The sequence below is a fragment of the Pseudomonas sp. NFPP02 genome (assembly GCF_900119355.1).
Classification (GTDB): domain Bacteria; phylum Pseudomonadota; class Gammaproteobacteria; order Pseudomonadales; family Pseudomonadaceae; genus Aquipseudomonas; species Aquipseudomonas paracarnis.
In genome coordinates this window covers 52,554-65,661 of record NZ_FPJI01000019.1, presented here as the reverse complement: position 1 = coordinate 65,661, position 13,108 = coordinate 52,554, and the positions used below count along the sequence as shown (strand labels likewise).

At 59.8% G+C, this 13,108-nt stretch carries 9 protein-coding genes; 6 read left to right on the top strand and 3 right to left on the bottom strand.

What is annotated here, in order from left to right; all coding sequences use genetic code 11:
* Positions 1 to 160 precede the first annotated feature (160 nt).
* A complete protein-coding gene (locus BT204_RS25250; RefSeq protein WP_003190613.1) occupies positions 161 to 733 on the bottom strand; it encodes a LuxR C-terminal-related transcriptional regulator in 573 nt (190 codons plus the stop codon).
* A gap of 130 nt (positions 734 to 863) precedes the next feature.
* Between BT204_RS25250 and BT204_RS25245 the strand changes: the two genes are divergently transcribed.
* Genes BT204_RS25245 through BT204_RS25235 form a run of 3 tightly spaced genes read left to right on the top strand, consistent with a single transcriptional unit; the run spans position 864 to position 4,928 of the window.
* Positions 864 to 2,042 (top strand): acetyl-CoA acetyltransferase, encoded by a 1,179-nt coding sequence (locus tag BT204_RS25245; protein ID WP_057977097.1) that lies wholly within the window; start codon positions 864 to 866, stop codon positions 2,040 to 2,042.
* A 3-nt stretch (positions 2,043 to 2,045) separates the two neighbouring features.
* Positions 2,046 to 3,575, top strand: coding sequence for a class I adenylate-forming enzyme family protein (locus BT204_RS25240; RefSeq protein ID WP_072448650.1), 1,530 nt, complete (start codon positions 2,046 to 2,048; stop codon positions 3,573 to 3,575).
* A 33-nt stretch (positions 3,576 to 3,608) separates the two neighbouring features.
* A complete protein-coding gene (locus BT204_RS25235) occupies positions 3,609 to 4,928 on the top strand; it encodes an MFS transporter (RefSeq protein WP_072448648.1) in 1,320 nt (439 codons plus the stop codon).
* A 62-nt stretch (positions 4,929 to 4,990) separates the two neighbouring features.
* On the opposite strand, the gene BT204_RS25230 is transcribed toward BT204_RS25235, so the two are convergent.
* Positions 4,991 to 9,547: a DUF6543 domain-containing protein gene (locus tag BT204_RS25230; RefSeq protein ID WP_139271548.1), complete on the bottom strand. Its 4,557-nt coding sequence runs from the start codon at positions 9,545 to 9,547 to the stop codon at positions 4,991 to 4,993.
* 216 nt (positions 9,548 to 9,763) lie between these two features.
* On the opposite strand from BT204_RS25230, the gene BT204_RS25225 reads away from it, so the two are divergent.
* The 3 genes from BT204_RS25225 to BT204_RS25215 are packed head-to-tail and all read left to right on the top strand — an operon-like array spanning position 9,764 to position 11,846.
* Entirely contained in the window at positions 9,764 to 10,318 is a 555-nt protein-coding gene (locus tag BT204_RS25225) for a histidine phosphatase family protein (RefSeq protein WP_034127306.1), read from the top strand.
* A 45-nt stretch (positions 10,319 to 10,363) separates the two neighbouring features.
* Complete coding sequence (gene cobF / locus BT204_RS25220) at positions 10,364 to 11,119, top strand: precorrin-6A synthase (deacetylating) (RefSeq protein WP_054898541.1); 756 nt, start codon at positions 10,364 to 10,366, stop codon at positions 11,117 to 11,119.
* A gap of 10 nt (positions 11,120 to 11,129) precedes the next feature.
* Positions 11,130 to 11,846, top strand: a complete 717-nt coding sequence (locus BT204_RS25215) for an alpha/beta hydrolase (RefSeq protein WP_072448644.1) — start codon at positions 11,130 to 11,132, stop codon at positions 11,844 to 11,846.
* Positions 11,847 to 12,492: 646 nt separating this feature from the next.
* Here BT204_RS25215 and BT204_RS25205 read toward each other — a convergent pair.
* Positions 12,493 to 13,047 carry a DcrB/PsbP domain-containing protein gene (locus BT204_RS25205; protein WP_072448643.1) on the bottom strand — a complete coding sequence of 185 codons (555 nt, stop codon included), beginning with the start codon at positions 13,045 to 13,047 and terminating at the stop codon, positions 12,493 to 12,495.
* Between the last annotated feature and the right edge of the window lie 61 nt (positions 13,048 to 13,108).

Below are 13,108 nucleotides of genomic sequence, written 5' to 3'. Positions count from 1 at the left end.
TTTCAGTCACTGCATCTATTACTGCACGACCGCTTTCGCAGGCAAGCCAGCTCCCACATTTGATCTTCGTTGCGTTGGGCATTGCGTTCGCTTAACTGTGCGGCATTGGGGCTGCCCACACATTTGGATGGCGGGGCATCGGTTAAACAGCCGTTATCGGTCAGGCCACCATAATGATCTTCGACACCAACTCCACCACCGTCTTGGCCTGCAATTTCTTCATCAACCGCGCCCGGTGCACCTCAACGGTGCGGTGGGAGATCGCCAGGCGCAGGGCAATTTCTTTGGATTTGAACCCGTTGACGATGTGCATGGCGATTTCCCGCTCCCGGGGCGTGAGGTCGCCGGTGCCCTGGTGCATGCGGTCCAGGCGTTCGAAGTGCCAGATCATCAGCTTGAACGGGTCTTTGGGGGTGAGGGTGTAGCCGTGGGACTTGGCCCAGAACACTTCGCCATTGTGGTGCTGCATGAAGCGTTCATCGGAATAAAAGCCGTTGTCGCTGTCGAGCAGCCAATCATGGCTGCGCTTGCCGATGGCGTGGTAGTCGGCCTGGGACGGGTAGATCAGCAAGGTCAGCTGGTTGACCAGTGCGTCGCGCGTATAGCCGAACAGCTTCAGGAAAGCGTCGTTGCAGTCGAGAATCACGCGGTCGCTGGTGACGATCTGCGGGGCAGGGGACAGCTTGAACGCCAGGCGTTCGAGGTCGGGAAATTGCTGGGCTAGCGCGGTCATGGGGCATCCTGCCTCGTTGTTCAATGCCCTGGGGCGCTACTTACCCGTGTAAGTAGTTACACGAATTGGCGCACGATCAGGGGTGGGTCATTGTAAGTAAAGTCCGAATCAAGAACAGAAGAAATTGATTATGCCTGCTGATTGCGTCTCCATTGTTGCCGCTGGTCACTCCCGCTTTGGTCGCCTGGAAGGCACGACGCTGGAAGACCTGATCGTCCAGGTGACCCGCGAAGCCCTGAGCGACGCCGAGATTGACGCGTCGCAAATCGATGCGTTGTTCCTCGGCCATTTCAACTCGGGGCTGGTGCCCGACGGGTTTGCCGCCTCATTGCTATTGCAAGCCGACCCCGGGCTGCGCTTCAAACCGGCTACTCGCTGTGAAAACGCCTGTGCATCCGGCTCGGCGGCGATTCAGGCGGGGGTCAATGCGATCCTCTCCGGCAGCGCTGAGCTGGTGCTGGTGGTGGGCGCCGAGAAGATGACCCACACCAGCACTGCCGCGGTCACCCAAGCCTTGGCCGGGGCCGGCTACCAGAACGACCCGGCCGAAGCCGGCCTGAGTTTCCCCCAGTTGTTCGGCCGCGCCGCCCGCCAATACGCCGAGCGTTACCACTGCCCGCTGGGCTCGATGGCGGCCATCGCTACCAAAAACCACTCCAATGCCATGGCCAACCCGCTGGCGCAGATGCATCGGGAGATGAATTTCGAACACTGCAACAACGTGTCCCAAAGCAACCCGTTCGTGGCTGACTCCCTGCGCCTGACCGATTGCTCACTGATCAGCGATGGCGCAGCCGCGATCATCCTCGCCTCGCCCAAACGTGCGCGGGCGTTCCGTCGCGAGGTGCAAATCCGGGCGATGACCCAGGTCAACGACACCTTGCCCATCGCCCAGCGCGACATTCTGGCCTTTGAGGGCCCGCAACGCGCGATCCATGCAGCGCTGCGCGGGGCGAATGTGACCTTGGCTGACCTGAGCTTCGCCGAAGTGCACGACTGCTTCACCATTGCCGAGTTGCTGATCTATGAAGCCATGGGCCTGGCGCCCAAGGGCGAAGGCCATCGCGTGCTCGACAGCGGGGTGGTGCGCTCCGGCGGGCGCTTGCCGGTGAACCTTTCCGGCGGGCTCAAGGCCAAGGGACATCCCGTCGGCGCCACGGGGGTGTCCATGCATGCCTTGGCGTTCCGGCAATTGACCGGCGAGCCGATTGGCCTGGCGGTGCCCAACCCGGAGTTCGGCCTGGTGTTCAACATGGGCGGCATGGCGGTGGCCAACTACGCCTCGGTCCTGCAGGCACGCCGGAGCTGAGTCATGAACATTGCCAACTGGCTGCACGACACCCAGCGTCGGGCCCCGCAACGCCCGGCATTGTTCGACGGCAGCGTGCAAGTGGCCGACTACGCCACCTTCGCCGCCCACGTGCGCCAACGCGCCGCGCACCTGGTGGAGCAGCATGGCCTGGTGCCGGGAGACGCGGTGGCGCTGCTGATGAAAAACAGCTGCGACTACCTGGAACTGCTCTACGCCATCTGGTGGATGGGCGGGGTGGCGGTGCCGATCAACGCCAAGCTGCACCCCAGCGAAGCGGCGTGGATTGCCGATAATGCCGAGGCGCGGTTGATCTTTACCGACGGCGGCCAGGTGTTTTCATCGCGGGATTTGCCCGCGCATTGCACGGAATTGGACGGCCACCCGCTGCCGCCCAGCCATGGTTGGCCCAGCCTGGAACAGCCGGTGCCCCGCCAGGATCACGACCTCGCCTGGCTGTTCTATACCTCTGGCACCACCGGGCGCTCCAAGGGCGTGATGCTGTCGCACGGCAACCTGATCGCCATGTCGCTGTGCTACGCCACGGATATCGATCAAGTGAGCGCCGACGATGCGGCGCTGTATGCCGCGCCCATGTCCCACGGCGCCGGCCTGTACAACTTCATCCATGTGCGCTGCGGCGCCCGCCATGTGGTGCCGGCCTCCCATGGCTTCGATGCCGCCGAGCTGTTCGGGCTGGCCGAGCACATGGGCCAGGTGTCGCTGTTTGCTGCGCCGACCATGGTCAAGCGCATGGTCGAACAGGCCCGGCGCCAGGATTATCACGGCGCCGGCATCAAGACCATCGTCTACGGCGGCGGCCCCATGTACCTCGCCGACCTGCGCGAAGCAGTCGACACCTTCGGCCCGCGCCTGGTGCAGATCTACGGCCAGGGCGAGAGCCCGATGACCATCAGCGTCTTGCCCCGCGCCTTGATCGCCGAACGCCAGCGTCCCGACTGGGCCACCCTGGCCGCCTCGGTGGGCCACGCGCAAACCTGTGTCGAGATCCGCATTCTCGATGCCGAGCACCAGCCACTGCCCACCGGCCAACGCGGTGAAATCGCGGTGCGTGGCGCCACGGTGATGCAAGGCTACTGGCGCAACCCGCAGGCCACGCGCCAGACGCTGGTGGACGGTTGGCTGCTGACCGGCGACATCGGCTACCTCGACCCGGCCGGCTACCTGACCCTGACGGATCGCTCCAAGGACGTGATCATCAGTGGCGGCAGCAACGTGTACCCCCGTGAAGTCGAGGAAGTGCTGGCCCAGCATCCCGAGGTGTTCGAAGTGTGCGTGGTGGGCGAGCCCGACGCGCAATGGGGGGAGTCGGTGGTGGCCTTCGTGGTGACCCGCAGCGGCCAGCCGCTGGACGAAGGCGAGCTGACGACGTGGTTCCTGGCGCGCATGGCCTCGTTCAAAAAACCGAAAAAATATGTGTGGCGCAGCGATTTGCCGAAGAACAGCTACGGCAAGATTCTCAAGACCGACTTGCGGCATTGGCTGCAAACCGCGAGTATCGCCGCGCTTTAACATGGATCGATAATCAGACAAGGAGTCCCCACGATGGGCAATCCCGCACAAGACACCGTCCGCAAGCGCCGCCGTGCGTTTCTGGGCGCCACCTCCGGCCACTTGATCGAGTGGTACGACTACGGCGTCTATGGCTTTCTCGCGGTCTATATCGGCCAGGCGTTCTTCGTCTCCGATGACCCCACCACCAGCCTGTTGGCCAGCTTTGCTGCGTTTGCGCTGAGCTTTTTTATCCGCCCTTTGGGTGGGCTGTTCTTCGGCCCGCTGGCAGACAAGATCGGCCGGCGCAAAACCCTGATCATGGCGCTGGTGATGATGACCGGCTCCACGGTGATGCTGGGCCTGTTGCCGACCTACGCCAGCCTGGGCATCGCCGCACCGATCCTGTTGATTCTGGTGCGCTGCGTGCAGGGCTTCTCGGCGGGCGGCGAAATCGGTACCGTCACCAGCTTCATCTCTGAATACGCCGGCCCCGGTCGCCGTGGCTTTGCCACCTGCTGGCTGATGGTTACCGCCGTGCTCGGCCTGCTGCTCGGTGGCGCCGTGGCCAACGGCATGACCTGGGTGCTGGGCGCCGAGGTCATGCAGGAATGGGCCTGGCGCGTACCGTTCCTGATCGCCGCGCCCCTGGGCTTTATTTCCATGTACATCCGCCTCAAGCTCGAAGACAGCCCTGAATTCCTGGCCCTGCAACGTGCCGGACAAACTTCGCGGGCGCCGCTGCGCGAGGTCTGGCAGTGGAAGCGTGCGATTGCCCTGGTGTTCTTTATCATCACCTTGCACAGCTCGATCTTTTACCTGGTGCTGACCTTCGCCTCGACTTACATGGCCAAGATCCTCAAGTTCGACAGTGGCACCACCTTGCTCTATGTGTTCGTCGCCAGCTTCTCGGCGGCTTTCGTGATGCCGTTTGGCGGGGCCTTTACCGATAAATTCGGGCGCAAGCCGTTCCTGATGGTGATCGGCACGCTGGCGACCCTGGCGATGTTCTGGCTGTTCAAATCCGCCCCGACCGCCACCCCGGCGACCTTCTTCGCGCCGTTGATGGCGGTGGCGATTCTGTTCGGGCTGTACGCGTCGTCAACCTATGCGTTGATGAGTGAGCTGTTGCCGACGCGGATTCGCTCCACTGGGATTGCCGTGGCGTATAACGTGCCCGTCGCGGTGTTTGGCGGCAGTGCGCCGTTGATTTCCACTTGGTTGATCAAGGTGACAGGCGACATTACTTCGCCGTGGTATTTCTATGTAGCGACCGGGGTGGTGTCGTTGGTAGCGCTGGTGCTGTTGCGCAAGGAGGACTTCGTGGTCGGTGCCACGCCTAGGGTGGCGTCTGCGAAAACGGCGCTGGCCTGACGCCGTGTTTGCATCTTGGTAATCAAACGGCAGGGTTGTGTTGGCAAACCTGCCGCAACAGGCTACCGGGTTGAATTGGCTGGCAACACGTGGGCCGCGTGCAGGGCAGGGTAGGAGTAATGTGGCCGGTAATCGACAAGTTCTTGAACCATCTCAGGCTCTTTCTGGGTGCCAATATTGAATCGCAGCAGCGTTCCTGATGTCTTTTCCACCGTATTAAGGTGGTTGTTCTTGGCAAAATCCAACCTCACTTTCGAATCAGCGAGTAACTTTATGTCGCGTGGAGAAAGCGTGGGGTATTTCGCTTTGAATTCCCGATAGTACGTTTTGAACAGGCCTATTGGGTCTTTGCCCAAAAAATAATCCATGTGCACAGGACCTGCGAATGACTTGGTGGGTATGTTGGTCAGGTTGGAGATTTCATCACCCAGCGAGTTCGGGCCGTTTGCGCCGGAATAGCAGACGCGAAGCACAATGTTTTTATATTTGCTGAAGTCAATTTTTTCCGCACGAAGTTTATTGACGATGTCTTGCGCCGAATAGAACTTGCCGTTTGCGCCTACGACTTTCGCGGGCTCTCCGGTGGCCGGTTCAGTCCCATGTCCGAATATATTGAGTCGTGGGGCGCCTTTGTAAATATCCTCGAAGGTTTGTATGTCGCCATCGATGGCCTTGAAACCCCTCCATGGACCGCCCAACCGAATCACTTCACGTAATGCTGACTCAGGCGAAGGCGCCGCCGGTAAATCACCTACGCGTGTTTCCTGCGGTACCGTATGAATGGCCGCGACTCCAGTACGTGCGGAGGTTTGAGTGGGGTGTGCTCTTGCGAGGTGAAGCATTAACATCGCTATGTTGATGAATAAATCTGTTGCGGCTGCTTCTTTGTTTCCTTCCCTGCTCCCGGCAAGCGTCTTGATATCACTTATGATGCTGTCTGCCTGAAACGGCATGCCGATTAAAAAGGCACTCTCTGGCATGAACAGAAATGCCGTATTGAGTAATAGGCCTGCCCCTTCTTTAATCCTTTCCCAGCGACTTTCCCCGTTGGATACGGCTTGGTGTTCGGCCAGCGATGTCAGCGCCCTTGAATTGGCTTCATACAAGTAGCTCATCAGTTGCCCGGTTTGCAGCTCGGACGACAGGTCGTGAGTCGCCAGTGTGGGCGGCGCAGGCGTGAACACGGGCGTATATGTCGGCATATGCGGTTCGCGAAAGCCATCGTGCCTGTAGACGGTGCGGGTTGTCTCATCAGGCAGCCAGGCAAGAATGTCTTTTTGTAGCTCCTTCTGTGTCTGGACAGACTCCATTAGCGCCTGGCGCGAAGGAAACTGCAGCAGAGGGGCGCTGGAATTCAACGGGCGATAAAGAATGTGCGGGCCGACTGTGATGTCCTTGGGTTCGATCAGGAACATGTTTTCGACCACATCGGGCACCGCGCCGGGCAGGCGCATCAGCGCCAAGGGGCGCACGGTGATTTCGTTGCCATTGACAAACTTCTTCCCTGGCGTTGGATCCAGTATTGCCTGAAGGTAACGAAAACCCATGGCGTTATCGAAGCCAGCCTCGCCTTTGGCCGTCAGTTCCAGGGCCCTCATCTTCAGTTCAATCGGGACTTGCTCGGCGAACAGCGCTTGGCGCCTGGCTTTTTTTTCAGGATCGTCGAGCAGCTCGCGCCTGACTAATTCGGGGTAGTTCTTGCCGGCATCGATTTGCTGAATCAGCTTACCCAGTTCGCCCTCTTTTCCGAGCTTGGCTAGATGAATGCCCGTCGGTTTGTGACGCACCTCCACCCGACCTTTTGGTAATCCTGAAAGGTTGCGTACAAAGGTTTCGGTGAAGGGCAGGGTGGTGGTTTGGGTTGATCCGAATCCGCTGGCCGGGGCGCCATAGGGAGTGTGAAAGATGACTTCCAGATCCTTGATGTCATAGTGAAAGGGTGGAGGGTTGAGGGCTTTGATCTGTTCCTGGATATAAGTGCTAATGTCCGGAATATCACTGCCAAAGCTCTTGCCCTTGTGCCGGCGCTCGAAGCCCGCCATCTCCAGAAGCAGGTCATGGTAAATAAAGCGATTGGCATCGGAGGCGGTTTTTGACCATTCGGGACGCTTGAGCCCGGACTCTTGGGATGGTCGCGCCACGATCAGCGCGGGATCAGTGTCGGCGTTGGCGTCCCCGTTGTTAATCATGACGTTCGCTTGCAGGTAGAACGCATCAGCGTCGAAGGCTTTCAGGCTGGGCTTGTCGGTGCGGGTCGGTGGTTGCGCCTCGGGGTTTTGCTGTTCCCAGGCCTGCTGGGCTGCATCCAGGGAAGCATAAGGAGTAACCTTTCCGCTGGGTTCGCACATCAGCACAGCGAGGGTGCGGTCCCCAGCCTTGCGTTCGATGAACAGGTTAGGGGTTTGAACGTTCGGGCTGTCTGGGTTGGCCGGGTCAGTGCGGACCATGAAGTGAATGGTTGTCTTGGAGTTGTCTGTGGGGTTGAGGTGCCCGTGGGGAAACCTTGCTACCGTATCCAGTGTTTCGCGCTGTATGTCATTGAGACCTGGGGATTTTAAACTGGCCAGGCGCAGGTTGCTGTGCAGCAGCTGGCCGAGCATTGACCGGCGACTACCCGCGTAAATCGGGGTGACACCGAGCGCTGTGTCGGCACTCAGCCCAGGGGCCGGCTCATTGAACGGCGGCTCATTCCAATACGTGATCTTTGCCGCTCGAAGCGTTTCGTTCAGCTTGCCGGGCAACTCGCTCATAGCCTTCTGTAGCGCTGACCTATCGATAGGAAGTGCAGTACCCGCAGGTTTGCCGGTACGGGCGAGCACGTCCTCGCGCGTATCGACGAATTTGCCAGCGCTGTCGAAAACCGGCGCGGCGCCTCCAGCGACATGGCTGATGATCATTTCCATCAGCGGTGTTTCAATGTGCTCACCTGGATTGTCCGGATCGGGAACGGCGAACGCCAACTGCTCCACATCGAGGTTCAATGACGCATCGATGGCGTCCTTGAGTAATCCCGATACGACCGATTGCAATCCGGGCTCTGCGTTAAACAGACGGTGGGCGATGTCGCTCACGGGGCTGGCGACGGGCGGCTTGGCGGTGGTTACCGGCGCAGGCGCTTGAACGACAGTAGGTGTTGGAGGGGGTTTGATGCCTGCAAGTGCTTGTAGGGTTGCCTGCTGCAGTTCGCGAATCCCACGCGAGGTGTCAGCAGAAGGGTTGTTTTTTTTCAAGGAGGGGAAGCCATCGCGGATGAGCCCTGCGACTTGTTCGAGCCACTTCTGCTCTGAGCCGGTTTCCCGAGTCACGCCGTAAAAGTCCAGCATCATAGAGAGATCCAGCGCTTGCTGGGTACGAACGGGCCCCTCGTAGACCGAGCCGCTTCTCCCATATTTGCGGGCCGCGCTTGAAATGTCGGGTTCGAGGGCCGCCCATTGGGGGCAAGTCGACGTGCGCAAAACAATCGATTTACGGCTGCCATCAGGGTTTCGTACGTAGCCTTCCAACTGGCCTGTCGGCAAGTGGATAAACAAGGATGACACCTCGAGATTATGTTCTTTCGCAAACGCCAGGAAAGCGGGGCTGGAGAAGCATTTGCCGAACGCCTCGCGTGTGTGTGCGTAGGTTGAGTCGTCAGGCACATTCAAGAAGGGGAGAAAGGTTAGCGACTGATCATCGATGCGCCTTTGATATCCGATCCTCGTGAGGATTCTGGCACACTCCCGTGCCACTTCCCGATCAGCCGCCTCGACGCGTTCGGCGGGCGTCGGTGTGCGACTGGAGTCGGCAAGTGTACCGCTGCGTTCAAAGGTGGCTTGGGTGATCGTCTCCTTCGCGCTGCGTTGTGCTTGCCTGGCGCGCAAGGTCTGTTGCGAGATGTCCAATGGCAGGGGGCCGTTGGGGATGACCAGAGAGGGGAATGTGTCGGCTTGCTGGAGTGCCGCGATCACGGCCCGCGGATCGCGCGTAAGCTCGGTTCTAGCGATAGCGTAGAAGTCTCCGACCAGGTAACTGGGAGGCGTGTGTTCGCCGGTGTAGCGGAACCAGGTCGTCGACGGGGCGCCTAGCTCTCTGGCCTCTGCGGCGACGTCCGCCGATGCCTGTGACCAGCCAGGGGTGAACTCCGTGAAGCTGTTGGGGGAGTCATTGATCATGCACGTCATGGTTCCCTCTTGAGGGTTCCAGCTGAAATTGGACAGGTCGATGTGATGGGCTTTGGCAAAGGTTGCAAACGGCTCTGCCCTGAGCGCCTGGTTAAAACGTGCCCACGCTTGGCCGAAGCTGGAAAAAGGCGGAACCTGGGTGAGGGTCGGGGCGGTGAGTGACTGTCTGTTGGTTGTGAGCTCCTCAGCGACCTGGCCCATCAATGCCGCGCTGAGCTGCTGTGCCAGCTCGGCATCACTCTTTTCCACCAACGTGCTGACGTGTCCTTGAGTGAGCAGAAATTGAGGCGAACTTGGTGCGCGTCTTGAAACGGGCTCGGATCGACCAGGATTTTCCGGCTGCTGAGCGATGTCATACTTCAGCCTTTCATCCGGGTTGACCGGCCACGCAAAGGTGCCTGTTGGCGTTTGTTGCGAAGATGAGGGTGGAACATGGTTCGTGGCTGCCGGGATCGTCATGGAAGTCTCCGTCTATCGTTATGAAAAGCGCGCCTTCTGTGGCGAATTTTCGTGGCTTTTCTGTACGAAGGTGTTCCGTATCCACTTAATACGAAGGGTTACAGCCGCTGATGCGGGGAGCCGTCATGTGTCACAGTCCTTTGCCTGTTCGTTGTGACAGGTTGAAATACGCCGCCGTTTTCTCCCCGCCGCGTCCCTGAGCAGAGTGAGGTGCCTATGCAAGCAACCCGATTGACTCTCGTATGTCATGCCGTGACCCCCATGCAAAAGCAGGGGCGGTTTCCCGATGACGAGTCGTTACTGATGGATTGGCAGAATGCGCGGCTGTCACTGACGGATCGGTTCCGCAAAAGTGTGCGCCTGATATGCGGGCCCGAAGCGCGGACTCGCCAGACGGCAACGCTGTTCGGTGACCACGCCGTGGTTGAGCCCGCGTTACGCGATGGCGATTTTGGCCATTGGAAGGGGCAGGACACTGCCCAGCTTGATCGCGATGAATTGATGACTTGGCTCACCGACAGCGCCAGTGCCCCCCATGGCGGCGAGTCGGTGGACCACATTTGCGCGCGCGTGGGCGAATGGATGAGGTCACTGGAGTGCCAACCCGGCCATGTGGTGGCCGTTACACATCCCTTGGTCATCCGCGCTGCAATGCTGTACGTCATGCAATTTCCAGTATCGATGTTCTACCTGATCGATGTCGAACCGCTGTCGCGCACCGAGCTGCGTTTCAACGCGGTCTGGCGCCTGCGCCTGGAAACTCACGCCTGATGCGTTGATCATGGCAAAATCCACGCCCCGCACTGAGAGCAACCCATGAAACGCATCCTGATCATCGGCATTGGCGCCGGCAACCCCGACTACATCACGATGCAGGCCGTGAAGGCGCTGAACCGTACCGACGTGTTCTTCCTGATGGACAAGGGCCAGAGCAAGGACAAGCTGATCGACCTGCGCCGGGAAATCTGCGACACCTATATCACCGAGCCCGGCTACCGTTTTGTCGAGGCCGACTGCCCGGAGCGTGTGCGCGGTGAAATCGACTACACCACCGCTGTGCAGGACCTCAACCGCGATAAGCAGCAGACCTTCGAACGCATGATCAACGAAGAAATGGCTGACGGTGAGGTGGGGGCGTTCCTGGCCTGGGGCGACCCGGCGCTGTACGACAGCACCATCCGCATCTTGCAGGCGATTCTTGCCAGTGGTCGCTGTGTCTTCGAGTTTGAAGTGATCCCCGGCATCACCAGCGTGCAAGCCCTGGCGGCGCAGCACAAGGTGGCGCTCAACCGTATTGGCAAGTCCATCGAAATCACCACTGGGCGCCGGTTGGCGGCGGGGCAGGCGAGTGATGCCGATACCCTGGTGGTCATGCTCGACGCCGAAGATTCCTACCGCAGTGTGGCGGATCAGGACCTGGATATTTACTGGGGCGCCTACCTGGGCACCCCGGACGAGATCCTGATCAGCGGTAAAGTGGCGCATGTGGCAGAAGAGATCGAACGGGTACGCAAGGCGGCGCGCCTGGAAAACGGCTGGATCATGGACACCTATTTGTTGCGCAAACCCTGAGGTAAACCCGATGCTCAAACAACTTGCCCTCGCCTTGGCCCTGGTGGCCGGCGCCGCTCATGCCGACTCCGGCTTGCACACCGACTTGCCTTTGTCCTACCTGGAACAGACCCAGGGTGATGCGCGCAACCAGCCGCTGGTGATCTTCCTGCATGGGTTTGGCAGCAACGAGGAAGATCTGTTTGGTATCAAGGACGCGTTGCCGTCCACCTGGACCTACCTGTCGGTGCGCGCGCCGCTGCCGGTGGAGCCGCAAGGTTATCGTTGGTTCACCAAGACCGATGAGCCTGAGTACAACGGCGAGACTGATGAACTGTTCAGCAGCGCCCGGCTGATCAAGGACTTTGTGCTCAAGGCTACCGCCAAGTACCACACCCAAAGTGATCGGGTGTTCCTGGTGGGGTTCAGCCAGGGCGCAATCATGTCTTACGAGGTGGCCTTGCGTGAACCCGAGTTGGTACGCGGTATCGCTGCGCTCAGTGGCAGCGTGCTACCGGTGCTCAGGTCTGCGCTCAAACCTGATGCGTCCATGGGCAAGCTGGCGATCTTTATCGGCCATGGCACCTTGGACCAGGCGCTGCCCTTTAGCTCGGCCACGCAGGCGAACAAGGTGCTGACGGGGTTGGGGCTCAAGCCGGAGTTTCATGAGTACCCGGGAATGAATCACACCATCAGCGCAGTGGAAGTGCAGGACTTGAAAGCCTGGCTAGAGAAAAGCCTGAAGTGAAATGCGCTTGAACATGTGGGAGCTGGCTTGCCTGCGATAGCCATAGGTATCTACACAACTTCGGCACGACGCTAAATTTGTGGCGAGGGAGCTTGCTCCCGTGACGGCCTGGCAGCCGACACAGATATAACTGATGCCCCGCGATCCAATGTGGGAGCTGGCTTGCCTGCGAAGACGGCCTGGCAGTCAACACAGTTGGACCGTGTACATATCCATTCCTGCGGTAACGGCCACTTAGGGTTCCGCCCTTACGGCGGCTCACTTTGCAAACGCGGCAAAGTAAGCAAAACGCTCTTGCCCCACCACTCGGCACCTCGCCTAGGCTCGGTGTGCCCGTAATCCGCCAGTGATTTGGGGGGCCGCCGCCACGCGCCATCCATGGCGCGGGGCGGCTAAACCGGCATCCCTGCCGGTTTAGCCCCCAAATCCCTGTCGGATTCCGGCCAGCGTGGTTTAACGGGGCGCCTAAGATCAAAAGCAGATCAAGAGCGGCTCGCTTCGCATCGTGGTTACCGCTGAGCTTACAGAGTTATGTAGATACCTATGCTGCGATAGCGGTGGCTCAGTAAAAGATTCAGTGACTGACACACCGCCATCGTAGGCAAGCCCGCTCCCACATGGGTTTTGTGTTGGCTGGAAGAGGGGGCTACTTGCCGCCCGTAATCTGCTTCACCAACGCCGCATGCCCCTTCACATCATCCGCCCGGGAAATCGCCTGGATCACCAGCAAATGGTTGCCCGAACCACCCAGGAACGTGGAGTTCAAGGTCTTGCCTCCGCCTTGGGTAGCGCTGCTGTCCACCTGGCGCAGGCCCAGGCCCTTGTAGGTGAGTTTCTTCTCCCCCAGTTTCTTGAAGTCGGGCATGGCGGCGCTCTGGTCTATGACGAAATCAGCCACCGCGCCGTCGAGGAACTTTGGGTCGTTATCCTGGATAGTTGCCCCATCGTTGCGCACGGTTTCGGCGACGATCACCACACTTTTCGTCGTTGAGTTAGCGTACAGGGTGCCTTGGGTGTCAGCGGTGCCGTCTTGCGCCGTGCCGGAGGGCAGGGTGTCGGCGCTGTAGGCTTTGGGCAGTTTGAAGGTGAACTTGCCACCCAAGGTGGAGATTGTCTGTGTGGCGGGCTTGGTGGCAGCGAACACGCTGCCGGCGGTAAGCGCTAGGGCGAGCAGCATTGCGGTTTTGGTGAACGTGGCCATGAAGCACTCCGGGGATGAACGAAATTGCGGCGTATTCTGTCAGAAAATTCGCAATTTCGTT